This is a genomic window from Marivita lacus (assembly GCF_014637725.1).
GTDB lineage: Bacteria > Pseudomonadota > Alphaproteobacteria > Rhodobacterales > Rhodobacteraceae > Marivita > Marivita lacus.
The window spans coordinates 413,964-439,912 of sequence record NZ_BMFC01000002.1 but is presented as its reverse complement, the minus strand read 5'-3'; the positions used below and the strand labels follow the sequence as shown (position 1 = coordinate 439,912).

General features: G+C 63.9%; 23 protein-coding genes and 1 tRNA gene. 12 read left to right on the top strand and 12 right to left on the bottom strand.

The window, feature by feature from the left end; translation table 11 throughout:
- Window positions 1–140 precede the first annotated feature (140 nt).
- Window positions 141–911, top strand: coding sequence for a hypothetical protein (locus IEV82_RS06830; RefSeq protein WP_188481241.1), 771 nt, complete (start codon window positions 141–143; stop codon window positions 909–911).
- A 167-nt stretch (window positions 912–1,078) separates the two neighbouring features.
- Window positions 1,079–1,969, top strand: coding sequence for a cation diffusion facilitator family transporter (locus tag IEV82_RS06825; protein WP_188481240.1), 891 nt, complete (start codon window positions 1,079–1,081; stop codon window positions 1,967–1,969).
- A 14-nt stretch (window positions 1,970–1,983) separates the two neighbouring features.
- On the opposite strand, the gene IEV82_RS06820 is transcribed toward IEV82_RS06825, so the two are convergent.
- Window positions 1,984–3,117: a PQQ-dependent sugar dehydrogenase gene (locus IEV82_RS06820; protein ID WP_373285186.1), complete on the bottom strand. Its 1,134-nt coding sequence runs from the start codon at window positions 3,115–3,117 to the stop codon at window positions 1,984–1,986.
- A gap of 255 nt (window positions 3,118–3,372) precedes the next feature.
- On the opposite strand from IEV82_RS06820, the gene IEV82_RS06815 reads away from it, so the two are divergent.
- The 8 genes from IEV82_RS06815 (at window position 3,373) to IEV82_RS06780 (ending at window position 12,940) form a co-directional block, all read left to right on the top strand.
- On the top strand, window positions 3,373–4,569 hold the full coding sequence (locus tag IEV82_RS06815) for an ABC transporter substrate-binding protein (RefSeq protein ID WP_188481239.1): 1,197 nt from the start codon (window positions 3,373–3,375) through the stop codon (window positions 4,567–4,569).
- Between the two features lie 97 nt (window positions 4,570–4,666).
- Window positions 4,667–5,446 (top strand): ABC transporter ATP-binding protein, encoded by a 780-nt coding sequence (locus tag IEV82_RS06810; RefSeq protein ID WP_188481238.1) that lies wholly within the window; start codon window positions 4,667–4,669, stop codon window positions 5,444–5,446.
- Window positions 5,443–6,273 (top strand): ABC transporter ATP-binding protein, encoded by an 831-nt coding sequence (locus IEV82_RS06805; RefSeq protein WP_188481236.1) that lies wholly within the window; start codon window positions 5,443–5,445, stop codon window positions 6,271–6,273. Before IEV82_RS06810 ends, IEV82_RS06805 begins: the two co-directional genes overlap by 4 nt.
- Before the next feature lie 129 nt (window positions 6,274–6,402).
- The gene (locus tag IEV82_RS06800) at window positions 6,403–7,413 is read left to right on the top strand and encodes a branched-chain amino acid ABC transporter permease (RefSeq protein WP_188481234.1); all 1,011 of its coding nucleotides are present in this window, start codon (window positions 6,403–6,405) and stop codon (window positions 7,411–7,413) included.
- Window positions 7,410–8,699, top strand: a complete 1,290-nt coding sequence (locus tag IEV82_RS06795) for a branched-chain amino acid ABC transporter permease (RefSeq protein WP_188481232.1) — start codon at window positions 7,410–7,412, stop codon at window positions 8,697–8,699. The genes IEV82_RS06800 and IEV82_RS06795 overlap by 4 nt, the downstream gene beginning before the upstream one ends.
- Window positions 8,700–8,820: 121 nt before the next feature.
- Entirely contained in the window at window positions 8,821–9,504 is a 684-nt protein-coding gene (locus IEV82_RS06790) for a response regulator (protein ID WP_188481429.1), read from the top strand.
- Between the two features lie 90 nt (window positions 9,505–9,594).
- Window positions 9,595–10,743 (top strand): FIST N-terminal domain-containing protein, encoded by a 1,149-nt coding sequence (locus IEV82_RS06785; protein WP_188481230.1) that lies wholly within the window; start codon window positions 9,595–9,597, stop codon window positions 10,741–10,743.
- A complete protein-coding gene (locus IEV82_RS06780; protein WP_229747702.1) occupies window positions 10,730–12,940 on the top strand; it encodes a PAS domain-containing hybrid sensor histidine kinase/response regulator in 2,211 nt (736 codons plus the stop codon). The genes IEV82_RS06785 and IEV82_RS06780 overlap by 14 nt, the downstream gene beginning before the upstream one ends.
- Before the next feature lie 3 nt (window positions 12,941–12,943).
- Here the strand turns inward: IEV82_RS06780 and IEV82_RS06775 are convergent, their stop codons facing one another.
- Window positions 12,944–13,390: an acyl-CoA thioesterase gene (locus IEV82_RS06775; RefSeq protein WP_188481228.1), complete on the bottom strand. Its 447-nt coding sequence runs from the start codon at window positions 13,388–13,390 to the stop codon at window positions 12,944–12,946.
- A gap of 162 nt (window positions 13,391–13,552) precedes the next feature.
- Window positions 13,553–14,851 (bottom strand): ATP-binding protein, encoded by a 1,299-nt coding sequence (locus IEV82_RS06770; RefSeq protein ID WP_188481226.1) that lies wholly within the window; start codon window positions 14,849–14,851, stop codon window positions 13,553–13,555.
- Between the two features lie 93 nt (window positions 14,852–14,944).
- On the opposite strand from IEV82_RS06770, the gene IEV82_RS06765 reads away from it, so the two are divergent.
- Complete coding sequence (locus tag IEV82_RS06765) at window positions 14,945–15,856, top strand: MBL fold metallo-hydrolase (RefSeq protein WP_188481427.1); 912 nt, start codon at window positions 14,945–14,947, stop codon at window positions 15,854–15,856.
- A 70-nt stretch (window positions 15,857–15,926) separates the two neighbouring features.
- Window positions 15,927–16,001, top strand: a tRNA-Asn gene (locus tag IEV82_RS06760).
- Window positions 16,002–16,085: 84 nt separating this feature from the next.
- Here the strand turns inward: IEV82_RS06760 and IEV82_RS06755 are convergent.
- From IEV82_RS06755 to IEV82_RS06715, 9 genes are all read right to left on the bottom strand, one after another.
- Window positions 16,086–16,835 carry a DUF1028 domain-containing protein gene (locus tag IEV82_RS06755; RefSeq protein ID WP_188481224.1) on the bottom strand — a complete coding sequence of 250 codons (750 nt, stop codon included), beginning with the start codon at window positions 16,833–16,835 and terminating at the stop codon, window positions 16,086–16,088.
- A 9-nt stretch (window positions 16,836–16,844) separates the two neighbouring features.
- A complete protein-coding gene (locus IEV82_RS06750; protein WP_188481222.1) occupies window positions 16,845–18,638 on the bottom strand; it encodes a gamma-glutamyltransferase family protein in 1,794 nt (597 codons plus the stop codon).
- Between the two features lie 15 nt (window positions 18,639–18,653).
- Window positions 18,654–19,535 (bottom strand): ABC transporter permease, encoded by an 882-nt coding sequence (locus IEV82_RS06745; RefSeq protein WP_188481220.1) that lies wholly within the window; start codon window positions 19,533–19,535, stop codon window positions 18,654–18,656.
- Entirely contained in the window at window positions 19,532–20,476 is a 945-nt protein-coding gene (locus IEV82_RS06740; protein ID WP_188481218.1) for an ABC transporter permease, read from the bottom strand. The genes IEV82_RS06745 and IEV82_RS06740 overlap by 4 nt, the downstream gene beginning before the upstream one ends.
- Before the next feature lie 55 nt (window positions 20,477–20,531).
- Window positions 20,532–22,043, bottom strand: a complete 1,512-nt coding sequence (locus tag IEV82_RS06735) for an ABC transporter substrate-binding protein (RefSeq protein ID WP_188481216.1) — start codon at window positions 22,041–22,043, stop codon at window positions 20,532–20,534.
- Between the two features lie 53 nt (window positions 22,044–22,096).
- A complete protein-coding gene (locus IEV82_RS06730; protein WP_188481214.1) occupies window positions 22,097–23,173 on the bottom strand; it encodes an ABC transporter ATP-binding protein in 1,077 nt (358 codons plus the stop codon).
- Window positions 23,170–24,174, bottom strand: a complete 1,005-nt coding sequence (locus IEV82_RS06725) for an ABC transporter ATP-binding protein (RefSeq protein WP_188481212.1) — start codon at window positions 24,172–24,174, stop codon at window positions 23,170–23,172. Before IEV82_RS06725 ends, IEV82_RS06730 begins: the two co-directional genes overlap by 4 nt.
- Window positions 24,171–24,884, bottom strand: a complete 714-nt coding sequence (locus IEV82_RS06720) for a FadR/GntR family transcriptional regulator (RefSeq protein WP_188481210.1) — start codon at window positions 24,882–24,884, stop codon at window positions 24,171–24,173. Before IEV82_RS06720 ends, IEV82_RS06725 begins: the two co-directional genes overlap by 4 nt.
- Window positions 24,885–25,200: 316 nt before the next feature.
- Complete coding sequence (locus IEV82_RS06715; RefSeq protein ID WP_188481209.1) at window positions 25,201–25,839, bottom strand: TetR/AcrR family transcriptional regulator; 639 nt, start codon at window positions 25,837–25,839, stop codon at window positions 25,201–25,203.
- Window positions 25,840–25,949 lie beyond the last annotated feature (110 nt).

Below are 25,949 nucleotides of genomic sequence, written 5' to 3'. Positions count from 1 at the left end.
CTCAAACTTGTAGCGTTGTCCTTGGCGGTCGAGCGGTCAATCACCTCGCCCAAGGCTCTGCCGCCCCCTGCGCCTGTATATTTGACGGCATATTTGACGGCGCACGGCATTTTGATCTCACAATTTCAGGAGTTACCGATATGGAAGTCTCTTCTTTTGAATTGATTTACAAACCCCAATCCCCGGTCGGCGCGGCAGACCGGGTGCTTCAGGGATATTTCCTCAACATCACGAACCTCGAAGACGTGGAACTGCGGTTCTCGCTGAGTTTCGTAACCTCCTCGGTCAGCGACCCGGACCGCAGCCTGTTCAACAATACCGTGGCCTTCGTGGACACTGCGAATTCCAACAACACTTCGGCCAGCCTGTCGGGTGGTCTGACCTCTTCGGTTTTCACTCTGAACCCGACGATCACCATCGCGCCGAACGAAACCGCCAAGGTCGCGCTTTTGCCAAGCGATCCGTTTCCGGTCGCAGTCTTGCCCGCCAATTTCGAGGCCCGCGGCTATGTTCGCCTGCGCCTGCCTGCCAACATCCGGTTTTCGTTCCCCGGTGGGATCACCTTCGAGCCGCAGCTTGACCGCCCTGCCCGCGTCCTGCTGACCCCGCAGAACCGGGCGACGTATCTGGATGCAAACGGCGTCATAAACGACCAGACCCAATCCAGCCTGCCCACGGCATCTGGAGGAGCATTGGCCGAGATCACGCCTGAAACCGGCTTTGTGTTCAGGCCGCCTCTGATCGCAGAGAGCCTCAGAGAGATCCCGAACCTCGACTCGCTGGACCTCAGCGAACGCGACATTGCAACGATGCTTGCGGTGCTGCCCGCCTCCGGTGTCGATTTCAAGGACATCAACGCCGCCCTCAAGGAAGCAGGCATCGGAATGGCGCTGGAAAGCCGCAAGACCTGAGTGACCCATGGCAGAGAGGTGGCTGCTCCAAACAGGTGGCCACCTCCACCGCCACGGCGAACCAAATGGTCCGGGCCTGCATTTGAAAGTCAGTATCAATCGCAGATTCAGAGGGTTGAGCGCTCCGCCCCCGCCCTGTAAAGCGCCCCCATCCAAAGGGGAACGCCATGTCCGCCGCGCTCAAACTCGCTCTAGGAAGCCTGCTGGTGGGGATCGTGGTGCTGGGCCTCAAGGCGCTCGCATGGTGGATCACCGGGTCGGTGGCGCTTTTGTCGGATGCGCTGGAAAGCACGGTGAACCTGACCACCGCCTTTGCCGCGCTGATCGCCATTCGGGTGGCGCAGCGCCCCGCCGATGCGAACCACCCTTTCGGCCATCACAAGGCGGAGTTTTTCAGCGCGGTGCTGGAGGGCGTGATGATCATCATCGCGGCGCTCTTCATCCTGCGCGAAGCCTATGCGGGATTCCTGTCGCCCCGCGCGCTGGATGCGCCCATAGAAGGGCTGCTGGTCAACGGCGCAGCCACGGCGCTCAACGCGGCCTGGGCGATGGTGCTGCTGCGGCAGGGACGCCGGTTGAAATCGCCTGCACTGGTAGCCGATGGAAGGCATCTGTGGACCGATGTGCTGACCTCGGTTGGCGTGGCGGCAGGCGTGCTTCTGGCCTTTGTCACCGGCTGGTGGCTGTTCGATCCGATCATGGCGGCGCTGGTGGCGGTGCATATCCTGTGGTCGGGGTCACGGGTGATCAAGGACTCGCTCAGCGGTTTGATGGACGAGGCGGTGCCCGAAACCACGCTGGCCCGGATCCGCGACGTGATCTCGGAACAGGCCGACGGCGCGGTCGAGGCGCATGACCTGCGCACCCGCCACGCCGGTGCCGTGACCTTTGTGGAGTTTCACCTCGTTGTGCCCGGAGACATGACGGTGTTCGATGCCCACGAGATCTGCGACCGGATCGAGGCTGCCATCGGAAAGGCCGTGCCGGACAGCCGCGTGACGATCCATGTGGAGCCGGAACACAAGCAGAAACACACCGGGATTGTCGTGCTCGACTGACGGCGCGCCTTCGTCTACGACCCCACGCCTGCCATCCGGTAGAGCGCGCCGTTGCCGACACTCAGGAACCACAGCGCGCCATCCGGGCCTTGGCGCAGATCGCGCACGCGCTGGGTGCTGTCACCCTTGATCTGTTCCACTTCGCGCAGCGGCGCGCCGTTCAAACGCGAGATGTAGTCGAACTTGAGCGAGCCGACGAACATGTCACCGTTCCAGCCGCCCACCGGGCCGCCTTTGTAGAAGCTCATCCCTGAAGGCGCGATGGAGGGATCCCAATAGGTTTCAGGCTGTTCCATCCCGGCCTTGGCCGTACCCTCACCGATGCTGCGGCCCGAATAATGCCGACCATATGAAATCACCGGCCAACCGAAATTGGCACCTTTCCGGATGCGGTTCACCTCGTCGCCGCCTCGTGCGCCATGTTCGTTGACCCAAAGCTGGCCGGAGGCATCAAGTGCGGCACCCTGCGGGTTGCGGTGACCGTAAGACCAGATCTCGGGCTGTACGCCACTGACGTTCAAGAACGGGTTGTCGGATGGCACAGCGCCGGTCTTGGTGATGCGCAGCACCGAGCCGTTGTGAAGGCTGCGGTCCTGCGCGGTATCATCCGAGCCCCGGTCGCCCACGGTCACGAAAAGCGTGCCGTCGCGGGCCTCGACAATGCGAGACCCGAAATGCCGCCCGCCGCTGGATCCGGGCGCGATTTCAAAGATCGTCTCGTGATTGGTCAGTGCCGTGCCCTCCGCGTTCAGCACCGCCTTGGTGACCGCTGTTCCGCTGCCACGCCCCTGACGCTTGGCATGGGTGAAGAAGAGCGTCCGGCTTTGCGCAAAGTCGCGCGGCACCAGAACGTCCAGCAGACCGCCCTGCCCGTCGGAATGGGACTCGGGCGGGGTGCGCAGTGCCACGGCAGCACCACCGGGCGTGACCAGCAGCACGCGGCCATCCCGCTCTGTCACCACGATTTTACCATCCGGTAAAAATCCGAACGCCCAGGGCTCGTCCAGCCCCGTCACCACTGCCGAGACCTGCATCGCCCCGGCGCTGGTCTGGATCGTTTCGGACATCGTCTGTGCGGCCACGGGTGCAAGTACAGCAGAGGACAGCAGGAGCGACAGCGACAGGGTGAGGCGGCGCAGGTGTGACATGGGGCGCATCTCCGGATTGACTGGATTTGTCAGGAATATGGGCCCGCCTGCCGTTGGGGCAACGGCCCTTACGAAGTCGTGAGCCACCAAGGCCAGGCGCAAAATGCTTCGAAGCACCTCAAGCCCTGCCCCTAAGTCCTTGAAACCATACCCCACGGCACAACAGCCGCGATGCGAGGGGTCTTTTCTTTTCCACTGCATCTGAATATCGTCTTGAGCCAGAACACAGCGATGTTCCAACATGGGAGTACAGATATGAAAAAGTTTCTGGCGGCCACGGCAGCTGGCGCACTGATGGCGGGTTCCGCCTTTGCGGCCAACCATTCCAACGAAATCAAGATGGGTGTCATCCTGGGCTTCACCGGCCCGATCGAATCCCTGACGCCTGCGATGGCGGCGGGTGCCGAGATGGCGATGGCGGAAGTCACCGAAAGCGGCAAGCTGCTTGGCGGCGCGACCATCACCCCCGTTCGCGCGGATTCGACCTGCGTGGACAGCGCCGCAGCGACCGCCGCAGCCGAGCGCCTGATCACCAGCGACGGCATCAGCGCGATGGTTGGCCCCGATTGTTCCGGCGTGACCGGTGCGGTTCTTGCCAACGTCTCCGTGCCGAACGGCATGGTCATGATCTCTCCGTCCGCCACATCGCCTGCACTGTCGGCTGCCGAGGACAATGGCCTCTTCTTCCGCACCGCACCGTCGGATGCGCGTCAGGGTGAAGTGCTGGCGAACATCTTGGTCGAAAAAGGCATCACCAGTGCCGCAGTGACCTACACCAACAACGATTACGGCAAGGGCTTTGCCGACGCGTTCGAAGCGGCCTACGAGGCAGCTGGCGGATCGGTGACCCTGTCGGCACCGCATGAAGACGGCAAGGCGGACTACTCGGCTGAAGTCGGCGCTCTGGCCTCGGCTGGCGGCGATGCGCTTGTCGTGCTGGGCTATGTCGATCAGGGTGGCGCGGGCGTCATTCAGGGCGCGCTGGACACCGGCGCGTTCGACATGTTCGCCATGGGTGATGGCATGATCGGCGACTCGCTGGTCGAGCGGTTCGGCGACGACATCGCCGGCATGATCGGCACCGCACCGGGATCGGACAACGAAGGCTCCGCCCTTTTCGCCGAAATGGCAACCGCTGCCGGCATTGACGGCACATCGGTTTATGCCGGTGAATCCTATGACGCCGCAGCACTGATGCTGCTGGCGATGGCCGTTGCCGGATCGAAAGAGCCGGGTGACTACCAGTCACACATCTTTGCCGTGGCCAACGCTCCGGGCGAGCAGATCCTGCCGGGCGAGCTGGACAAGGCGCTGGAGATCATCGCCGCTGGCGGTGACGTGGACTACCAGGGTGCGACAGGCGTCGAACTGGTCGAGCCGGGCGAAGCTGCGGGTTCCTACGCCGAGTTCACCGTCGAGGACGGCGCTCTCAAGGTTGTCGGCTACCGCTAAGCCGGTTCCTGCACGCAACACCAAGCGGCGCGAGAGTTTTCTCGCGCCGTTTCACTATGCAAGGCGGGCCGGACAACACCGCCACAGGGATTGAACGATGATCGAGGTGAAAAACCTTCACCGCCATTTCGGCGGTTTCCACGCTGTTGATGGCGCCACTCTCGAGATCGAGACAGGCTCCATCACTGGGCTTGTTGGCCCTAACGGCGCAGGAAAGACAACTCTTTTCAACGTTGTGGCGGGCGTTCTTCCACCAACTTCGGGGCAGGTCTTCATGGCGGGCGAAGACATCACCGGCCTGCCGCCGCACCAGCTGTTTCACAAGGGGCTGCTGCGTACCTTCCAGATCGCGCACGAGTTTGCGTCCATGACCTGCCGCGAGAACCTGATGATGGTGCCCGGCGACCAGACCGGCGAAATGCTCTGGAACACGTGGTTCGGGCGCAAGCGCATCGCAGACGAGGAACGCGCACTACGCGCCAAGGCGGACGAGGTGCTGGAATTCCTGACCATCGAACATCTGGCCGACCACAAGGCGGGACAGGTCTCGGGTGGTCAGAAAAAGCTTTTGGAGCTGGGACGCACCATGATGGTGGATGCGCGGATCGTGTTTCTGGACGAGGTCGGCGCGGGTGTGAACCGCACGCTTCTGAACACCATCGGCGACGCGATCATCCGGCTCAACACCGAACGCGGCTACACGTTCTGCATGATCGAGCATGACATGGATTTCATCGGGCGGCTGTGCGATCCGGTCATCGTCATGGCCGAGGGCAAGGTGCTTTCAAAAGGCACGATCGACGAGATCAAGGCCGATGAGCGCGTGATCGAAGCCTATCTGGGCACCGGGCTCAAGAACAAGGACGCTGTGTTATGAGCGGGAACCCCTATCAGGACGACCGGGGCAACACCGACGCCTCGATCACCAACCCGCACGGGCAAGGCAGTTTGACCGCCTCGGGAACGCAGGAGCGTCCGATGCCGGGCCATGAAGGACCGTTCCTGATCGGTGAGAACATGACCGGCGGCTATGGCAAGTCCGGCCCGGACATCCTGCATGGTTGCACCATCGCGGTTGAACGTGGCGAGATCGCGGTGATCGTCGGACCCAACGGCGCGGGCAAATCGACGGCGATGAAGGCGGTATTCGGCATGCTCGACCTGCGCGAAGGCCGCGTGTTGCTCGACGGTCAGGACATCAGCGCACTGACACCGCAGGCGCGCGTGCGTCACGGCATGGGGTTCGTGCCGCAGACGTCGAACATCTTCACGTCGATGACGGTCGAGGAGAACCTCGAGATGGGCGCGTTCATCCGCAACGACGATTTCCGCACCACGATGGAGCAGGTCTACGACCTCTTCCCGATCCTGCGCGAAAAGCGCCATCAGCCGGCGGGCGAATTGTCGGGTGGGCAGCGCCAGCAGGTCGCCGTGGGCCGTGCACTGATGACCCAGCCGAAGGTGCTGATGCTGGACGAGCCCACGGCGGGCGTGTCGCCCATCGTCATGGACGAGCTGTTCGACCGCATCATCGAAGTGGCGCGGACCGGCATCTCGATCCTGATGGTGGAGCAGAACGCGCGACAAGCGCTTGAAATTGCAGACAAAGGATATGTTCTGGTGCAGGGTGCCAATGGCTATTCCGGCACCGGGAAAGACCTTTTGGCGAACCCGGATGTGCGCCGGTCGTTCCTCGGTGGGTGACGGGGGTGCCGGGCAGATGCCCGGCCTACGCCTTTGCCAAGCGGCGCGCGGGAGGGAGATGATGGATTTGCATATTTGTAAAAAGAAGAAGCAGGGGACGCTTCGGATGATCAAGGAAGGCACCGCCTGATGGACCTGTTGAACGGATTTGTGGCGCTGGCCAATTTCGTGCTGATCCCGGCGATTGCCTATGGCAGCCAGTTGGCGCTTGGCGCGCTTGGGGTCACGCTGATCTACGGCATCCTGCGGTTTTCCAACTTTGCCCATGGCGACACGATGGCGGTGGGGACCATGTTCGCGGTGCTGACCACCTGGGGGCTGCAGGCGATGGGCGTCAGCCTGGGGCCGCTGCCCACCGCGTTGCTGGCAATCCCGATCGGCATTCTGGGCGCAACGGCACTGGTGCTCTTGACCGACCGCTATGTCTACAAGTTCTACCGGGCGCAAAAGGCCAAGCCTGTGATCCTGGTGATCGTGTCGATGGGGGTGATGTTCATCTATAACGGCCTCACGCGCATCATCATCGGGCCGGACGATTACCGCTTTGCCGATGGCGAGCGGTTTGTGATCTCGGCGCGCACGTTCCGGGACATGACGGGGCTCGAGGAAGGATTGGCGCTGCGCACGACGCAGGTGATCACGGTGGTGACGGCGGTGATCGTGGTGGCGGCGCTGTTCTGGTTCCTGAACAAGACGCGCACCGGCAAATCCATGCGCGCCTTTTCCGACAACGAGGATCTGGCGCTCTTGTCGGGCATCAACCCCGAACGCGTGGTGCTGGTGACATGGCTGATCGTGGCGTCCCTGGCGACCGTCGCCGGGGTGCTTTACGGGTTGGACAAGTCGTTCAAGGCGTTCACCTATTTCCAGCTTCTGCTGCCGATCTTCGCGGCCGCCATTGTCGGAGGTCTTGGCAATCCGCTGGGCGCCATCGCGGGCGGGTTCGTGATCGCGTTTTCCGAGGTCGGGATCACCTATGCCTGGAAAAAGGTGCTGGTCTACCTGATGCCCCCTGCCCTTGAACCCGAGGGTTTGGTGCAGATCCTGAGCACGGAATACAAGTTTGCGGTCAGCTTCGTGATCCTCGTGATCGTGCTCCTGTTCCGACCAACCGGCCTTTTCCGAGGGAAATCGATATGAGAACCGTTCTTATGTTTGCCGCAGTGGCCGGGCTGATCATCGGGACCGGGTTTCTGCAAAGCTGGAACTCGGCGCTGCTCATTCTGAACATGGGGCTGATCTCTGCGGTGATGGCACTGGGCGTGAACCTGCAATGGGGTCTCGCGGGGCTGTTCAATGTGGGCGTGATGGGCTTCGTCGCGCTGGGCGGGTTGGCGGTCGTGCTGATTTCGATGCCGCCGGTGGGCGCGGCCTGGCAGGCCGGGGGCGGCAACATCCTGTTGGGGTTGGTGCTGGGGGCCGCGACCATCGTGGCGGCGGTTCTGGTCTGGTCACGCGTGTCGGGCAAGCTGCGGGGTTGGGCCACAGCGGCGGTGCTGCTGATCGGGATGGTGATCTACCGCATGGTCCTGGACCCGGCCGTCGAGGCCGTCGAGGCGGTTGATCCGGCGCTGGCAGGCTACCTGGGTGGATTGGGCCTGCCGGTGCTGCTGGCCTGGCCCGTGGGCGGCGTGCTGGCGGCAGGGGCGGCCTATGTGATCGGCAAGACGGCACTGGGCCTGCGGTCGGACTACCTGGCCATCGCCACGCTGGGCATTGCCGAGATCATCATTGCCATCCTCAAGAACGAGGACTGGATGGCGCGGGGCGTGAAAAACGTCATCGGTCTGCCCCGTCCCGTACCTTACGAGGTCGATCTGCAGAACGATCCCGCCTTTGTCGAACGGGCAGCAGGCTTCGGGCTGGATGCGACCACCGCGTCGACGATCTATGTCAAGATCGAATACGGGCTGCTGTTCGCCGCTGTCCTGATCGTGCTTCTGGTGCTGTCGCAGCTTGCGCTGAACAGCCCCTGGGGCCGGATGATGCGGGCGATCCGCGACAACGAGACGGCGGCGCGGGCCATGGGCAAGGACGTCACCGGGCGGCATCTGCAGGTCTTCGTGCTTGGTTCGGCCATCTGCGGAGTGGCGGGTGCCATGATGACAACACTGGACGGCCAGTTGACGCCGGGCAGTTACCAGCCGCTGCGGTATACGTTCCTGATCTGGGTGATGGTGATCGTCGGCGGGTCTGGCAACAACCTTGGCGCGGTGCTGGGCGGGTTCCTGATATGGTTCCTTTGGGTGCAGGTCGAACCGATGGGACAGTTGCTGATGACCGGGATCACGGCGGGCATGGCGGATGGCTCTTGGCTCAAGGATCATCTTATGGACAGCGTGCAGCACATGCGGCTGCTGACCATGGGGCTGATCCTGCTGCTGGTGCTGCGTCTGAACCCGAGGGGGCTCTTGCCCGAGCGATAACAGGCTTCCGCGCCGTATGAGACCTTTCGGCAAGTGACGGCGCGGATTTAGCCTCCTAGTCTGGAGGGACAGGCAGACGGTCGCCGCGTCTGCCGCACAGGCGACAGAAATGAGCAGAGCAATGCGAGACATTCCAACAACAGAACTGACCGCGCTGGTGGTGGATGACCATCCCTTGTTCTGCGACGCGCTGATGCTCACACTCCGCTCCATTGCCAATTTTGCCGAGATCCAGACGGTGGGCACCATGGATGCCGCGCTGGACACGGTGGGTACGAATACGGAGTTCGACCTGATCCTGCTCGATCTGAACCTGCCGGACGTCAATGGCCTCGACGGGCTGGTGCGGCTGCGCACGGCGGCACCGAAAACGACCATCCTGATCGTGTCGTCGATGGCCGACAACCGGATGATCTGTCACGCGCTCAAGGCCGGGGCCAATGGCTTTGTGCCCAAGCATTCGCAGCGCGCGGTGTTCCGCAAGGCGTTCGACACGGTGCGAGAGGGACAGTCCTTCGTGCCCGATGGCTACATTGACCCGCATGGGCAGGACAGCACCCGCGACGCACCCGAAGACGCGCTGTCCCGGCTGGCGCTGTTGACCAACCAGCAGGCGCGCATCCTGAACCTGATCTGCGAGGGCAAGCTGAACAAGCAGATCGCCTTTGACCTGTCGATCGCGGAAACCACGGTCAAGGCGCATGTCACGGCGATCATGCGCAAGCTGGGCGTCCACAGCCGGACGCAGGCTGTGCTGATCGCCCAGGAGGCCCGCTTCAACCGTGTCTTGCCAAGCGACCTCTGATCCTCGTATCATCGGGGATAGCCAACGCTTGGGAACCAGAGAGTGGAAGGATGCAGGGTTTTTCCTGAGGCCGTACGTTCCGAGACCGCCATGGAGGTGATAGCAGTTGCGCAGGTGCGCTGTGATGACCCCAACTCTGCAGACCAGATAGTCAGACAGCTCGGACCGGGACCTTTCGAGCTTGTCTGCCTGTTTGTGTCGCCGGAGGCGGATTTCGCAGGACTGGTGGCCGAAACGTCCCACCTGTTTGGTGGCTCGGATGTTCTGGCGTGTACCACGGCAGGCGAGATCGGTCGCGCGGGCTACGAGGAAGACCAGATCATCGCCGTTGGCTTTCGCAGAGATCACTTCAAGATCCTCACCTATGCCATTGAAGATCTTGACAAGATCGAGGAACAACCGATCGCCGACACGTTGATCGAGGCGCGGTTGTCCCTGACCCAGAAAACACCCGGGTGGAATTCGGAATTTGCTTTCCTGATGGTCGACGGGCTGAGCCTGCGCGAGGAACAACTGACCGCCTTCCTGTCCGCCGGGCTTGGGCCGACTCCGCTCTTCGGGGGCTCGTCCGGTGACGGCACGCGGTTCGGCCAGACATGGCTCGCGCGCAACGGCACGGTCATGCAGAACGCCGCCATCGTCGTGGTGGTGCGGTGCGACCGCCCTGTGCGGGTGTTCAGCCTTGACCACCTTGTGCCCACGGAGCAGCGGATGGTCGTCACCGCCGCCTCTCCCGAGGACCGGATCGTGCACGAGATCAACGCAGAACCCGCAGCGCTGGAATATGCGCGGCTGCTGGGGCTGGACCCGGAACAGTTGGACCAGTTCACCTTTGCCGAACATCCGGTGGTGGTGCGGCTGGGCGACGTACATCACGTGCGCGCCATTCGGCAGGTCAGGGAAAACCACGATCTGGTGTTCTTTTCCGCCATCAACGAGGGCATGGTTCTGACGCTGGCCGACCATGACGACATCGTGGCGCATCTGGATGCCGGGCTGCGCGACCTTGCGCGGCACGAAAAGCCCGAGTTCATCCTTGGCTGCGATTGCATCCTGCGCCGGATCGAGGCCGGACGCCTGCAGAAATCCCGCGCAGTGTCCGACGTGCTGAGCGCGCATCACGTCGTGGGGTTTTCCACCTATGGCGAACAGATCGGCGGGCTGCACGTGAACCAGACCCTGACGGGTGTGGCCATCTATCCCCCTTCCAACGACGAGGCGACCCGTGTCCCTGATTGATCCCAGCGACAGCCTGGAACGGCAAAACGAGAAGCTGCTCAAGATCGCCGACAGCCTGATGCGCCGCGTCGAATACGGCACCACCCACTCTGGAGCGGCCTATGCCCAGTTCGAACGCGCGGCGCTTCTGGAAAAGAGGGTGCGCGAACGTACGCTGGAACTGGAAAGCACACTGGACCTGCTGCATGACGCCAATACACAACTGGCCCGCGCCAATCAGGAGACCGAAGCGGCGCGGCGCAACCTTGCCGATGCAATCGAGACCATTTCCGAGGGCTTCGCGCTGTTCGATCCCAATGATGACCTCGTCATGTGCAATTCGCGCTTTTGCCGCGACTTCCGGGATACGGCGGATGACCTGAAACCCGGTCTGGCCTTTGACAGCTACGTGGACCGGGTCAGCCGGTCGGCCTATCTGCACCTGCCCGACCATCAGGACCGCAACACATGGGCCAAGATGCGTCGCCAGCGTCACAAGGATCGGCGGGTGATGTTCAACGTGCAGCTGATCCATGACCGTTGGCTGCAGGTGTCCGAACACCGCACCGCGAATGGTGGCACCGTGGTGTTGCAGACCGACATCACCGACATCATGCGCGTCGAGCGGCAGGAACAGGCCAAGCTGCGGGACAAGCAGACGCGGATGATCCGTGCGACGCTGGACCACCTGAACCAGGGTGTGTGCATTTTTGACGAAAACGCGCGGCTGGTGGGCTGGAACCAGAAGCTGGGCAGCCTGCTGTCCATGCCCGCACGGCGCTTGCGGATCGGCGCGTCCTTTACCGGGTTGCTGGACGATCTGGATGACACATTCCAGTTCACCCGCGGCATCGACCGCGCGTCGTTCCGGCGCTGGGCCACGTCCGACGGGCTGCGCCAGCCGGTGTCGTTCGAGGTGCAACGCGGCGACAGCATCGTGCTGCACATCTTCGGGCGGGCAATGCCGGACCGGGGCTTCGTGATCTCCTGCACCGATGTGACGGCGGAACGCGAAGCCGCGCAAAAGCTGTATGAATTGAACGAGATCCTCGAACAGCGGGTGATGGAGCGCACGCTTGAACTCGAAGACGCGCTGAGCGCCGCGGAACGGGCAAACGCGTCGAAATCACGCTTTGTCGCGGCGGCGAGCCATGACCTGTTGCAGCCTTTGTCGGCAGCCAAGCTGTTCATGGCGTCACTTTCGGACAAGATCGACACCCCCAACGAACAGGCGGTGCTCGCCAAGGCGGAGACCGCATTGGGCGCAGCGGAACAGATCATTGACGCGCTGCTGAACATCTCCAAGCTGGAAACCGACGGGCTGAGTTTCGACATCCGCGCGGTGGCCCTGCGCGAAATCTTCGATCCGCTGCGTGACGAGATGGAGATGCTGGCCGCCCGCAAGGGGTTGGTGCTGCGGATCATCGACAGTTCGCTTGCGGTGGACTCTGACCCTTCCTACCTGCGCCGCATCGTGCAGAACCTGCTGACCAATGCCATCCGCTATACCGATACGGGCCGCGTCGTTGTGGGTGCGCGGCGCAATGGCGATTCGGTTCGGATCGAGGTCTGGGACACCGGGCCGGGGATTGCCGAAGAGAACCAGAACCTGATCTTCGAGGAATTCCGCCGTCTCGACACCAAAGCCAGCAACAATGACGGGCTGGGCCTCGGCCTTGCCATCGTAGAACGCGCCTGTGCGCGGCTGGGCCATCCGCTGGGCCTGTGGTCCGAACTTGGGCGCGGATCGTGTTTCATGCTGAACGTGCCCCTCGCGCGGCAGGCGCAGCCGAACCTGCCGGTGAAATCGCGCAACGCTTCGGCGATGAGCCTGCTCAAGTCCGGGCTGATCATATTGCTGGTGGAAAACGATCCGCAATTGCGCCGCGCCATGTCGATCCTGATCGAAAGCTGGGGCGTCAGCGTGATCGAAAGCGAAACCGCCGAAAGCGCGCTGGAGCTGATGGAGGATCTGCAGATCACGCCGGATGCGCTGTTGCTGGATTACCAACTGGGCGAAGGCCTGTCTGGCACCGAGCTTTACGAAGAATTGATGCGCCGGTTGGGCCGCCTGCCCTGCGCCATCGTGTCCGCGGAACGGTCGGTGCAATTGCGGCAGGAAACCAAGCGGCTCGAGATCGACCTGTTGCTCAAACCGCTGGACCGCACCAAGCTCATCGAATTCCTGCACGCCGCCGCGCGCAGGATCGCGGTCTAGACGCTATTCCGCGACTTGCTTGCCGGATTTCGCCTCGGCCGCGACAAGGTACTCCTTGATCCGCTCGGCTATCGGGTCAGGCCAGCGCCGGGTGCGCAGGGCGATCGCCTCGGACAGCACAAGCGTGCCTGTGATGGTAACCCGGCGTTCCGCACCCGTTGTGGCGGACAACTCGATCCACAGGCTGCTGCGCCGCAATTCGCGCACCGACAGCCGCCATGTCAGTCGATCCCCAAGACGGCTGGGTGCCGGAAACTCCGCATTGATGTTCACGAAGGGCATGGTCAGCCCGTCGCTGCCAAGGATCTGGCTGATCGGCCAGTCCAACGCCTCGTCGAGCCAATTCTCGATGACGGTGTGCACCATGTCGAAATATCGGGGCAGGAAAACAATGCCTGATGGTTCGCAATCGCGCAGCATGACATCGTGAACATATTGGTATGCCGGCATTCCGGGTCGTCCTGTGCTCGTCTCGTCAGGGCTTGGCACATGCCAAGAGCGTTTCGGTATTCCATTGTATTCCAGAAGAAGGGCACCCTTTTCAACTTTTTTTGTGCGGATTGCCCAAACTTTACGCGCTACCAAAGTCGTAGACAGGTGCAATGACGCCATTCAGCGGGCCACGACGATATCCGCGCGCAGGCCTCCCATCGTGTCACTTTCGCCCAGACGCAACACTCCGCCATGCGCCCGCGCGATGTCGGCTGCGATGGCCAGCCCCAGCCCGACACCGGACCCCTTGTCCTGATTGCGCGCCGGATCAAGCCGCACAAACGGGCGCAGGGCCGCATCGCGCTGGTCGGTGGCGATGCCGGGGCCGTCATCCTCGATCCGGATGCGCAGGGATTTATCGGTCAGAACCACTGACACCTCGCAGCGCGACCCGTAGCGTTCCGCATTGCCGATCAGGTTCTCGATCGCCCGGCGCATCGCAGTCTGGCGCAGCATGACCTTCCCTGCCCCGGCACTCTCGACAAGCCGCACGGGTGTGCCGCCCCGCGCGCAGTCATCGACGACGGTCTGCACGAAATCGGGAATCTCGGTCGGTTCGGGCTGACCGCTGTCGGCATTGCCGCGCGCGAAATCGAGGAAGGCGTCGATCAGCTTTTGCATGTCGTCGATATCGCGTTCAAGCGCGTCTCGGTCGTCATCGGTCAGCATCGACACCGCCAGCCGCAACCGGGTCAGCGGCGTGCGCAGGTCATGGCTGATTCCCGACAGCATCATCGTGCGCTGTTCGATCTGCCGTTCGATCCGCGCGCGCATGTCCAGAAACGCATGCCCGGCGGCCCGTACCTCGACCGCGCCCGAGGGCGAATAGGGCACGTTGCGCCCTCGGCCAAACGCCTCGGCGGCGCGGGCCAGACGGGTGATCGGCCGCAACTGGTTGCGCAGGTAGAAATAGGCGATCACCGTCAGCAGCGCGCCGAACACCACCATGTTGACCAGCAATTGGTGCGGGTTCGACGCAGAGGCGCGTTCGCGGGTAAATTCGATCAGTGTCAGGGGTTGGCCTTCGGGTTGCACCCAGATCAGCACCGTCCAGTCATCGACCAGATGCGCCCGCTCGAATCCGCTCACATGGTCCCGCAGGGTGCGGATCACCGCGAGACCCGAAAAATCGTACCAGCGCCGCAGGTCGCGATCGGGCATCATGCCGGCAGATGTGGGCAGGAAATCAAGACTCAGCGCGTCGGCCAGACCCGGATCATCCGCCGCTTCGGGAGCAAGCGTCGCATTGATCTGGCGCGCGACCTCGCGGCTCATCTGTTGGGTCACGCCCTCGAAATGGCGCTGAACAAACACGACAGACACCACAAGTTGCAGCGCCACCACCGGCAAAAGCAGGATCAGGGCGGCACGCCCGTATAGTCCGCGCGGCATGTAGCGTTTGAGCCAGTCGAATGTCATGCACCCACGCTACTCCAGCGCGGCAGGAAACGGAACGTCCCCGCGCGTCGGGGATTGCAATTTTGCGTCCGCGCTGATGCTGTTGCCCGCATGATGCAGGACCCGCAACGCGATTTCCACCCCATCCCCGGACACGCCGAGACACTGGCCCCCGGTCTGCGTCGCGTGCTGGCCCCGAACCCGTCGCCGATGACGTTTCGCGGCACCAACACCTATCTTCTGGGGGACGGGGATCTGGCCGTGATCGACCCCGGCCCGGAAAAGGCAGAGCACCTGAACGCCCTCCTGCAAGCCATTGGCGCAGATCGGGTATCCGCGATCCTTGTCACCCATGCCCATGTCGATCATTCGCCGCTGGCCCGTGCCTTGTCAGAGCGTGTCGACGCGCCGGTCTACGCGTTCTCGGATGCCTTTGGCGGGCGCAGCGCCGTGATGCAGCAGCTTGCCGCAAGTGGTCTGATGGGTGGCGGCGAAGGTGTGGATGCCGCGTTCATGCCGGACATCCGGCTGGCTGACGGCGATACGGTCAGCGGCACAGGCTGGAGCCTGCGGGCGATTCACACCCCCGGCCATTTCGGCAATCACCTGAGCTTTGCGTGGAACGATGCCCTTTTCTGCGGTGACCTGGTGATGGGCTGGGCCAGTTCGCTGGTGTCACCCCCGGATGGCGACTTGACCGACTTCATGGCCTCCTGCGCGCGGCTGCGCAGCACGGAGTGGTCGGTGCTCCATTCCGGCCACGGTGCACCGATCCCCAACCCTGCCGCACGGCTCGACTGGCTGATCACGCACCGCTTGTCCCGCGAAGCCGCGGTGCTCGATGCGCTGCAGTCCGGCCCTGCCACCAGCGCCACCCTCGCCGCGCGCATCTACACCGACACACCACCCGCGCTCCTGCCCGCCGCCACCCGCAATGTGCTTGCCCATCTCATTGATCTAAATGGAAAAATTCGCGTCGCACCGATGGGTCCGCTTGGCGCGGATGTACAATTCGCCCTGACATGACGACCTTTGCATTTTTTTCACAAAAGCCTCTGGACGCGGTGCACCACTGTTGCTAAACCCCGCCTCGTGTTCCGGCGTAGCTCAGCGGTAGAGCAGTTGACTGTTAATCAATTGGTCGTAGGTTCGATCCCTACCGCCGGAGCCAAAAATCCCTGGTTGATAGGGAAAAGAAAGGCCTCGCAATTTGCGGGGCCTTCTTTTTTTGGAGGCAATTTAGCGAAGTACAGGGTCAAAGCGGCGTGCCGAAGCTGCGGCTTTCGCGGCCCTCTGCGATGCGGCGGTCATCAGCTTCGCGTATTTCTCGGTCGATGCTGCCCCGTTCGAGCCAGCCATGCGGGTTCTGAAGCGTTGGCAGCGCCTTGGCGACAATGGAAAAGCGCTCGTGGGCGACATCATGGAGCCTGCGCAGTTCGGCCAGCGGATCGGGGTGATCGTCGGCGCGCAGGTCGAGCCAGGGGTAGGGCTGGTCACGATGCACGATCAGGGTCGCCGATTGCGTGCCGCGCTTGTCTCCGCCTGCCGCCTCGCCCGCCTCCATCGCGGTCATCAGCCGCTCGGCCAAGGGCAGGTCGGCGCGGTCGAGATAGCAGGCCAGCGTGTCGGCAATCACCGCTTCGCCAGCCAGCATGTTGCCAGCCACCGAGACGCCCTGTGCCGCCAAATGCCCGCACCAGTCGACGCACTCCGCGCCAGTGTGTGCGGCGGCGCGGCCCTGCGCGTCCACCATGTGAAGCTGCCGGTTCGCGTGCCCCTTGTCGGCGGCAACGAGCGCTGCAACCACATCCTCGGGCGCATATCCGGCGGCAAGGCGGTCGGCGGCCTCGATCCCCCAGAGCGGGTTGACGAAAGCCTGCGTGGCGACGGCGCCTCGCCCTGCGCGGATATGCGGGACCAGCATCCCCACCGCGAAGAAGCGGCTGGCGACGGCGACGCCCATCTCTCCGGTGGTCTCGTCATGGGCGCAGATCGAATAGGTCATGGTCTCTCCTCAGCGTCCGACAGCGTAGGCCTGCATCAGGCGCGGAGTCGCCGCGGCCTTGAGCATCCCGTCCGGTGTGCGGCAGGCGGCGGTCAGACGGCCCACGGTCCACGGCTCGGCGACCTCGAGGTCATGACCGCGCGCGCGCAGGTCGGCGATCACCGCCTCGCCAAAGGCCGGTTCCACCATGAGGTGGCCCGGGCGCACGGGGCGCGGGTCGAACGAGCCCTGGAAATGCGCGGTGTTGAAAAGTGGCGCGTCAATCGCCTCCTGCAGGTTCAGGCCGGAATGCACGAACCGCAGGAACAGCATCAGCTGCCACTGGTCCTGCTGGTCGCCGCCCGGCGTGCCGAAGGCGTGGCGCGTGCCGTCGGGGGCCTGCGCCATCGAGGGTGACAGCGTCGTACGCGGACGGCGCCCCGGAGCCAGCGATGTGGGCAAGCCCTCGTCCAGCCAGAACATCTGCGCCCGCGAATTGAGCGGCATGCCAAGGCCGGGAACCACCGGAGAGCTTTGCAACCAGCCGCCCGAGGGCGTGGCCGAGACGGAATTGCCCCATTGGTCGATAACGTCGATATGCACCGTATCGCCGCGTTTTTCGGACAGGTGCGCCATTGTCGGCTCCCCTGCCCCGACACCGCCGCCGGATGCTTCCTGGCTTGCCCTGGCGCGGGCGATGGCGGCGTCAGCCTGATGGGCGAACCCGTCGATCCGGCCCGGCCGCTGGTCGAGCGACGCGTTCGGACCCAGCAAGGCGCGGCGCGTGTCGGCATAGGCCCGCGACAGCAGCGTGTCGGTCGGGACCGCGTTGTGCAGCGGATCGCCGTAATAGGCCTCGCGGTCGGCAAAGGCGAGCTTCATCGCCTCGGTCACGGTATGGACGAAATCGGCGCCACGGCTGTCCATATCGGCGATGCCCGACCCGTCCAGAAGGCGCAGCGCCTGCAAGAGGCTCGGCCCCTGGCTCCACATGCCCGCCTTCCAGACGGTCCAGCCCTCGTAATCGACCGACAGCGGTGTTTCCCATGTGGCGTGCCAGCCTGCCATGTCTTGCCCGGTCAGCACACCTTTGTGGCGCGCGCCCGAGGCATCCATGACGCAGGCCTCGCGCATCCATGTGTCGATGGCCTCGGCAATGAAGCCTTCATAAAACACATGGCGCGCCGCCTCGATCTGCGCAGCGCGGCCTGTTGCGGCCTCGGCCTCGGAGAGCAAACGCTCCCAGGTGTCGGCCAGTTCGGGATTGCGCATCAGCGACCACGCCTTGGGCGCGCGGTCACCCGGCATCCATGTGGCGGCGGAGGTCGGCCATTCGTCGCGGAAAAAGTCCGACAGCCCGTCGATCGTCGCCGCAACCCGCGGCAGCACCGGATGACCATTGCGGGCGTAGTAGATCGCAGGTTCAAGGATCGCGCGCAGCGGCAGGCGGCCATGATCCCGCAGCAGCGCCATCCAGGCCCCGAAGGCACCGGGAATGACGGTGGCCAGCAGGCCCGAGCCCGGCACGGAGTCCAGCCCCTCGGCGCGGTAATGCGCGATGGTCGCCCCCGCCGGTGCCGGCGCCTGCCCGCAAAGAACCTGCGGCGTGTCATCGCCGGAGCCGCGCCACAAGAGCGGCATGTCACCCAGCGGACCGTTCAGGTGCGGCTCGACCACGTGCAGGGCAAAGCCCATGGCGGCGGCGGCATCCGCAGCACTGCCCCCCGCTTCGAGGATCTTCATCCCCACGGCGGAGGCGATCCAGTGGGTCGAGGCGACGACGCCGAAGGTGCCCTTGATCTCGGGTCTGGTGGTAAACTGCATCGTTGTCCCTTTGTCTTATGTATCGCGCGGGTCGAGCGCATCGCGCAGCCCGTCGCCCAGCAGGTTGAAGCCAAGCACCACGAGAAAGATCGCGATGCCGGGATAAAGCGCCATCCAGGGCGCCTGTTCGAGAAAATTCTTGGCGATGTTCAGCATCGCGCCCCAGCTTGGCGCGGGCGGTTGCTGACCGAGACCGAGAAAGCTCAGCGATGCCTCCGCGATGATCGCGGTGGCGATGGTCAGCGTCGATTGCACGATGATCGGCGGCAGGATGTTGGGCAGGATGTAGCGCCCGATCAGGCCAAGATGCCCGATGCCCACGGCGCGGGCGCTTTCCACGTAATCCTCGGTCATCACGCTCAGCGTCTGCGCGCGGGCCAGCCGGATGAAGATCGGCATGGCCGAGAGGCCGATCGCGATCATCGCGTTCTGCAGCGATGGCCCGAGAAAGGCAGCCAGGGCAATGGCGAGGATCAGGAAGGGTGCAGCCAGCAGCGCCTCGGTGAAGCGCGAGATCACGGCATCGGTCCAGCCCCGCAGGTAGCCCGCGAGCATCCCCAGCGGCACACCCAGCAGCACCGCGATCGCCACCGAAACCACGCCGGCAAGCAACGACGCCTGCGCGCCCCAGATCATGCGCGACAGCACATCGCGGCCGATCTCGTCGGTGCCGAACGGATGCGCGGCCGACGGCGCCTTGCGCACGGCGGACCAATCCGTATCGGCGGGTCCGGGCACCGGCAGAACCGGTGCCAGCAGCGCCACGATGAGGAAGAAGGCCACGACAGCTCCGCCCAACAGCGCCGAGGGATTGCGGCGGAACTTTTCCCAGGCGCGGTTGCTTCGGCGGGGTGGCAGCGGGTCGGCCACCACCTTGGGATCGACGACAGCGGTCATTGGTCGGACATCCTCGGGTTCAGGACGCGGTAGGCGGCGTCGGCCAGAATGTTCATCGCGATAAAGGCGATCCCGGTGCACAGGACGATGCCCTGCACCACCGCGTAATCACGGTTGAAAACGGCATCCACAACCAGCTTGCCAAAGCCCGGAATTGTGAAAATCTGTTCGGTCAGGACCGCTCCGGCCAGCAATTCGCCGAAAAGCAGCGTGATGACGGTCACCACCGGCACCAGCGCGTTGCGCAGCGCGTGCTTGACCAGCACCACGCGTTCCCGCAACCCCTTGGCGCGGGCGGTGCGCACGTAATCGGATTTCAGGACCGACAGCATGGCGGACCGGGTGTGCCGCATCAACGTGGCGGCGATGCCCGTGCCCAGCACGAAGGCGGGCATCAGCATGACCTTGATCGACTGGATCGGATCCTCGGACAGTGGCTGATACCCCGAGGCTGGCAGCCAGCCGAGTTTGACCGACACCAGCAGGATCAGCATGATGCCAAGCCAGAAATTCGGCACCGAGAGGCCCGACAACGCAACGATATTGGCCAGCCAGTCGATCCAGGTGCCCTTCTTGTAGGCCGACAGCACCCCGGCGGGAATGCCGATCAGGATGGCGATGATCAGCGCCATCACGGCAAGCTGAATGGTCACCGGCAGCTTCTGCCCGATCAGCTCCAGAACGGGCTGCTGCGTGCGCAGGGAGATCCCCAGATCGCCCTGCAGCGCGGCACCCGCCCATGCAAGATACTGCACCGGGATCGGATCGTTCATGCGGTACTTCTCGCGCAGCGCCTCGATCACGGCAGGATCGCGTTCTTCCCCGGCCATCACGAGGATGGGGTCGCCCGGCAGCATGTGCTGGAGGGCGAAAACGAAGATCGAGATGATGATGACGGTCGGGATCGCGATGAGGATCCGGCGTCCGATGAAAGCGAGCATGGCGTTCCCCCAAGGCAGGCGCCGCCCCGGGAATGTCCCGGGACGGCGGAAGGCGTCACTCGGTCTTGGACACGCCGAACAGGCGGATCATGCCGTCGGGATAGGGCACGAAGCCCTGCACCGAGTCGTCCAGCGCCCAGATCCACACCTGGTGGTAGAGATAGACGATGGGGCTGTCCTCCTGAAGGATGGCCAGCGCGGCGTCATACTTTGCCTTGCGATCAGCGGTGTCGTTGGACAGACGCGCCTCGTTCAGCAGCGTATCGACCTCGGGGTTGGAATACTTGGAGTCGTTGATTCCGCCATCCGTTGTCATGAACTGGTGAATGTTGCCGTCTGGGTCGACGCGGCCCGACCAGCCGACCTGGCTTGCCGTGTAGTTGCCCGCCGTCTGCTCTTCGAGGAGCGTTGCAAACTCCTTGGCGGTCAGCGAGATGTTGATCCCCGCCTCGGCGGCCATGGCCTGCACGACCTGCATCACCTGGGTCTGCACCGGGTTGTTGGCGACCTGCACCTCGATATCGACGCCATCCGCAAGACCGGCCTCGGCCAGCAGCGCCTTGGCGGCATCGACATCGCGCTCGGGCACCGGGAAGGCGCTGTTGAACCACGGCGAATCCGGCGGATAGGGCTGGCTGCCCGCGGCAAAGGCACCTTCGAACACCACCTGGTTCAGTGCTGCGCGGTCAATGGAAAGCGACAGGGCCCGACGAACGCGGCTGTCCTGCCCGAGGGGCGTGTTCGCGCGGTCGCCATTGCCCACGTTGATCGTGATGCCCTGATAGCCAAGCGAGGTGGCCTTTTCCATCGTCAGCCCGTCATCAGCCATGACCGAAGGCGCGTCCGTCGCGGCCAGACGTTCCAGCATGTCCAGATCACCCGCACGCAGGTTGGCAAGCCGCACGGTGGTGTCGGGGATGGGAAGGAAGGTCACGCTGTCGACCAAGATCTCGTCCGCACGGTAATAGTCGGCAAACTTCTCAAGCACGATGCGGTCCTGCTGGATGCGCTCCTTGAACGTGAAAGGACCGGCGCAGACCGGGTTCAGGCCGAACGCCTCGCCCGCTTCGGTGGCGGCCTTGGGCGACACCATCATGCCGGCGCGGTCGGCCAACTGCGCCATGAGCGTCGCATCGGGCGCGGCCAGCTTGATGCGGATCGTGCTGTCGTCCACGACCTCCCAGCTTTCGACCGAGGAGACTTCGGACTTGCGGCGGCTCAGTTCGAAATTCTTGGAGCGGTCGAGGTTGTAGGCCACGGCGTCGGCGTTGAACGGCTCGCCGTCGTGGAACACCACATCATCCCGCAGGGTCATGGTCAGCTCGGTTCCGTCCGCGCTCCACTCCCAGCCGGTCGCAAGCATCGGGATGATCTCGAGCTGCGGGGTGATGTCCACCAGCTTGTCGCAGAGCGAGGCGTAGACGATGCGCCCCACGAAGGTCCGCGACTGGTCCGGGTCCAGAACGTCGGGGTCTTCCTGAAGCCCGATGCGCAGGTCCTGCGCGTGGACCAGACCACTTGTGGCGGCGAGGATCGCCGCAAGGCCCAGTGTCTTGAAGATGTTCATTGGATTACTCCTCTGTTGGTTGTCGTATCTTTTATTATGGGTCGGCATGTCGTTCATCGTTCGGCCTCGGCGTCCATGGCAGCGCGGGCCTGACTGTAACGGGCAAAGCGCGCCTGCGTGGCGGCAGAGCGGGGCTTTTCGGTGGTCTCGATCCCCGGCAAGGACAGCGTGTCGGCGAAATGGCAGGCAACGCCGTGTTGCGCCGCTACATCGCGCAAAACCGGGCGTTCCGTGCGGCACCGGTCCTGCGCATGCGGGCAACGGGTGTGGAATCGGCAGCCGGGCGGCGGCGCGATGGGGTTGGGCGGATCCCCCTCCAGCGTCGTGCGCAAGCGCCGTGCACCGGTCGCCGGAATCGGGATCGCGGAAAGCAGCGCCTCTGTGTAGGGGTGCTTGGGTGCTGCAAAAAGCTCGGCCGCCGGGGCAAGTTCGACAATTTCGCCCAGATACATCACCGCCACCCGATCCGCGATATGGCGGATCACGGCCAGATCATGCGCGATGATGATGAGCGTCAGGCCGAACTCGGCCTTGAGGTCTTCGAGGATGTTGACCACCTGCGCCTGAATGGACACGTCGAGGGCGGAAACCGGTTCGTCCCCGATGATGATCTTCGGTTTCGTGGCCAGAGCACGGGCAATGCCGATGCGCTGGCGCTGACCGCCGGAAAACTCGTGCGGATAGCGGTCGGCATGTTCGGGCCGCAGCCCCACCTTGCGCAGGAGCTCTGCCACAGCCGCGCGCTGTTCTGCCGCCGTGCCGATGCGGTGGATGCGCAACGGCTCACCGATGAGAGCCCCCACGGTCATGCGCGGATTGAGCGACGAGAACGGATCCTGAAAGATGAATTGCATGTGCTGGCGCAGCGCCCGCAGCTCGGCCCCGCTCAATGCTGAAATGTCACGCCCGTCATAGGTGACGGTGCCTTCGGAGGGCGCGATCAGGTGCGACAGCAGCCGCGCCAATGTGGACTTGCCGCAACCGCTCTCTCCGACGATGGCAAAGGTCTCGCCCTCTTCGATATCAAGATCAATGCCGCTGACCGCCTGCACCACCGTCGCCGCGCCGAACAGCGGCTTGCGCATGGTGAAGCGGCGCGTCAGGCCCCGTGCGGTGAGGATCGCGCTCATGCCGTCACCCGCGCTGGCACGGGTTCCGCCGCCTCGAGAGGTGCGTGCCAGCAGGCGACGCGGTGCCCGCCGCCCAGATCCGTCAGTGGTGGTGCCTTGGCGCAATCTGCCGTGGCAAAAGGGCAACGTGCGGCAAATCTGCACCCCACCGGCATGTCGAGCGCACTGGGAACCGTTCCGGGAATGGTGACCAGCCGTTCGGATCGACCGGTGAGCGACGGCATGGAAGACATCAGGCCAAGCGTGTAGGGGTGCTGCGGGTCGTCGAAAATCTGCGCCGTACTGCCCGCCTCGACGATGCGCCCGGCATACATGACGGCGACGGCATCGGCCATTTCGGCCACAACGCCCAAATCATGCGTGATCATGATCATCGCAGCGCCCGTCTCCTGCCCGAGATTTCGCATCAGGTCGAGGATCTGCGCCTGTATCGTCACATCCAGCGCGGTGGTCGGCTCGTCCGCAACCAGCAGCGCCGGGTCATTGGCCAGCGCCATGGCGATCATCACCCGCTGCCGCATCCCGCCGGAAAGCTGGTGCGGAAACTCGTCCAGCCGCTTGGCCGCTGCCGGAATGCGCACCCGTTCCAGCATCTCGAGCGCGCGTGCCCGGCCCGCCTCGCGCGACACGCCACGATGTTCGCAGACGGCCTCGGCGATCTGGTCACCGATCCGCAGCGCCGGGTTGAGCGAGGTCATCGGCTCCTGGAAGATCATCGCGATCCTGTCGCCGCGCAGGGCACGCAGCGTTTCGCGCGGAGCAGACAGCAGGTCGGTGTCCTGAAACTGTGCCGTGCCGCCTTCGATCCGCAAAGGCGTGCCCTCCAGCAGCCCCATCAGCGCCAGCGCGGTGAGGCTCTTGCCGCAGCCCGACTCGCCCACGATGCAGAGCGTTTCGCCGGGGTTCAGCGCAAAGCTCACGTCATCGACCAGCGGTTGCGGCGCATTGGCGACACGGATCGTCAGCCCTTCGACCTGCAAAAGCGGACCCTGCCCGCTCATGTCCTGCGCTCCATGGATTTGCGCAGGTTGTCGAACAGCGTTTCAAGATGCTCGCGCATGGCGCGTGCCGCTGCAGCACCATCGCGGGCGTCTATGGCGTCGATGATTTTCTGGTGCTGCGCGTCGTAAAAGGCGCGGGTTTGCGGCGTGCGGGCGCGGTGGCGCTTTTCCTGCCAGTCCTCGCCCATGCGCACCTCGTCGATCAGGGTGAACGCGGTCAGCATCAGCCGGTTGCCCGCGATCCGCGCGATGGCGCGGTGCAGCGCACCGTCCCAAAGCTCGGCCGAATCCGAATCGTCCGCATCGTGCGTGCGCTCGGCCAGTTTCCGCAGGCGCACGACATCCTCACCCGTCGCACGGCGAGCGCAAAGATCGGCCAACGCCGGTTCGATGCAAAGCCGTGCCTCCATTGCCGACAGCGGATCGACATCCGAGGCGATCTGCGCGGCCAGTTCCTCGGTCGGATCGGGCGGCTGGCCGGCAAAGGTGCCCTTGCCCTGCCTGCGCCAGATCAGCCCTTCGGCCTCGAGCCGGTCGAGCGCGCGCCGAACCGAAGCGCGCCCCGCACCCAGTTCGGCGGCAAGATGGCGCTCGGTCGGCAGTCGCCCGTCAGACGGCAGACGCCCTTCGCTCACGATCTGACGGATCGCCTGAAGCACGCGGTCGGCCTCGGGTGTTTCCTGCGTGTCTTTGGGACGGTCCTGTATCATGCGGCTCCAAGAGGAATTCAGGATTGGCTGAAACCAATCGTGCTTTGGTTTCAGCTAATCTGTCAACCTCCATGCGGACCCGAGGTGAAACGAGATCGCTTTACACAGCGAAACCACGTCAAGATCGCGCCATAACCTACTGTCTTTGATAGGTTATTCTTCGTGCACAAAAAATTGGCGTGAAGGACGAAGGTGAAACCATCTCCGATCAAATCGCCACAGCCAAGACTCCTCAGGACTGCGGTTGCCGGGCCTTGCCACCATCGCGCAGCCTGGAAAGCCTGGCCGGAAGACCCGCCTTTTCCGTCAATGCGACTTACGCAGCACCCACGACGCGTGCGTGAAACCTGTCGAGCTCGCGGACGCTTGCGCTTTGGCCGGTAAAGGTCTTGACGTAGTTGGGAATCCGCGTCAGCCGCAGCGACAGGTCTTCCTGCACCTGCATCGAGATATAGCCGATCTGCACGAGGTACATCGTGCGTGCCCGGACATCACCTTCGTCGGCGGGATAGCCGAAGCGTTCGAACATCGCCCGTATCGCGGACAGTCGCAGGTCGTCGGCGGCGTTGACCGTTGCGGCGACCGCGTCGGACTGATGCGCCCAGCCGCGGATCGCAAGGTCGAGCTTGGGTTCAAACCCGCCACCGGGCAGGAACACCCCGATCACGTTCAGCGCCGCCTCGGTGATTGTTTCCGCAAACGCCTCGGACGCCTGAACCAGCCGCTTCGTGTTGGTCTCGTCCCAATCGTCCAGTAGCGCCTGCAGCACCGCGTCGCGATCCGCGAAGAACCAGTAGAAGCTGGTGCGCGACAGGCCCAGACGGCTGGCGAGCGGCTGGATCTTCACGGCCTCGATGCCCGAGTCCAGAAATGCCTCGCGGGCCGCAGCCAGCCAGACCTCGCGCGAACCGCGCCAGCCCCTTGTCTTGCCGTCGATGTCCACTGCCTCTGCCATGAGGCCTGCATAGGCAGGAAATCCTGACCCGACAAGGAAAATGGTCAGGGCTGAACACAAACTTGACAGGTGTGAACATTTACGTCAACGCTGCGTCAAACCTCGCGGAG

Bases quoted from the DNA above. Each gene is read 5' to 3' on its own strand.
- IEV82_RS06830 (WP_188481241.1), top strand. From the start codon at position 141: ATGGAAGTCTCTTCTTTTGAATTGATTTACAAACCCCAATCCCCGGTC.
- IEV82_RS06825 (WP_188481240.1), top strand. From the start codon at position 1,079: ATGTCCGCCGCGCTCAAACTCGCTCTAGGAAGCCTGCTGGTGGGGATC.
- IEV82_RS06820 (WP_373285186.1), bottom strand. From the start codon at position 3,117: ATGTCACACCTGCGCCGCCTCACCCTGTCGCTGTCGCTCCTGCTGTCC.
- IEV82_RS06815 (WP_188481239.1), top strand. From the start codon at position 3,373: ATGAAAAAGTTTCTGGCGGCCACGGCAGCTGGCGCACTGATGGCGGGT.
- IEV82_RS06810 (WP_188481238.1), top strand. From the start codon at position 4,667: ATGATCGAGGTGAAAAACCTTCACCGCCATTTCGGCGGTTTCCACGCT.
- IEV82_RS06805 (WP_188481236.1), top strand. From the start codon at position 5,443: ATGAGCGGGAACCCCTATCAGGACGACCGGGGCAACACCGACGCCTCG.
- IEV82_RS06800 (WP_188481234.1), top strand. From the start codon at position 6,403: ATGGACCTGTTGAACGGATTTGTGGCGCTGGCCAATTTCGTGCTGATC.
- IEV82_RS06795 (WP_188481232.1), top strand. From the start codon at position 7,410: ATGAGAACCGTTCTTATGTTTGCCGCAGTGGCCGGGCTGATCATCGGG.
- IEV82_RS06790 (WP_188481429.1), top strand. From the start codon at position 8,821: ATGCGAGACATTCCAACAACAGAACTGACCGCGCTGGTGGTGGATGAC.
- IEV82_RS06785 (WP_188481230.1), top strand. From the start codon at position 9,595: ATGGAGGTGATAGCAGTTGCGCAGGTGCGCTGTGATGACCCCAACTCT.
- IEV82_RS06775 (WP_188481228.1), bottom strand. From the start codon at position 13,390: ATGCCGGCATACCAATATGTTCACGATGTCATGCTGCGCGATTGCGAA.
- IEV82_RS06770 (WP_188481226.1), bottom strand. From the start codon at position 14,851: ATGACATTCGACTGGCTCAAACGCTACATGCCGCGCGGACTATACGGG.
- IEV82_RS06765 (WP_188481427.1), top strand. From the start codon at position 14,945: ATGCAGGACCCGCAACGCGATTTCCACCCCATCCCCGGACACGCCGAG.
- IEV82_RS06755 (WP_188481224.1), bottom strand. From the start codon at position 16,835: ATGACCTATTCGATCTGCGCCCATGACGAGACCACCGGAGAGATGGGC.
- IEV82_RS06750 (WP_188481222.1), bottom strand. From the start codon at position 18,638: ATGCAGTTTACCACCAGACCCGAGATCAAGGGCACCTTCGGCGTCGTC.
- IEV82_RS06745 (WP_188481220.1), bottom strand. From the start codon at position 19,535: ATGACCGCTGTCGTCGATCCCAAGGTGGTGGCCGACCCGCTGCCACCC.
- IEV82_RS06740 (WP_188481218.1), bottom strand. From the start codon at position 20,476: ATGCTCGCTTTCATCGGACGCCGGATCCTCATCGCGATCCCGACCGTC.
- IEV82_RS06735 (WP_188481216.1), bottom strand. From the start codon at position 22,043: ATGAACATCTTCAAGACACTGGGCCTTGCGGCGATCCTCGCCGCCACA.
- IEV82_RS06730 (WP_188481214.1), bottom strand. From the start codon at position 23,173: ATGAGCGCGATCCTCACCGCACGGGGCCTGACGCGCCGCTTCACCATG.
- IEV82_RS06725 (WP_188481212.1), bottom strand. From the start codon at position 24,174: ATGAGCGGGCAGGGTCCGCTTTTGCAGGTCGAAGGGCTGACGATCCGT.
- IEV82_RS06720 (WP_188481210.1), bottom strand. From the start codon at position 24,884: ATGATACAGGACCGTCCCAAAGACACGCAGGAAACACCCGAGGCCGAC.
- IEV82_RS06715 (WP_188481209.1), bottom strand. From the start codon at position 25,839: ATGGCAGAGGCAGTGGACATCGACGGCAAGACAAGGGGCTGGCGCGGT.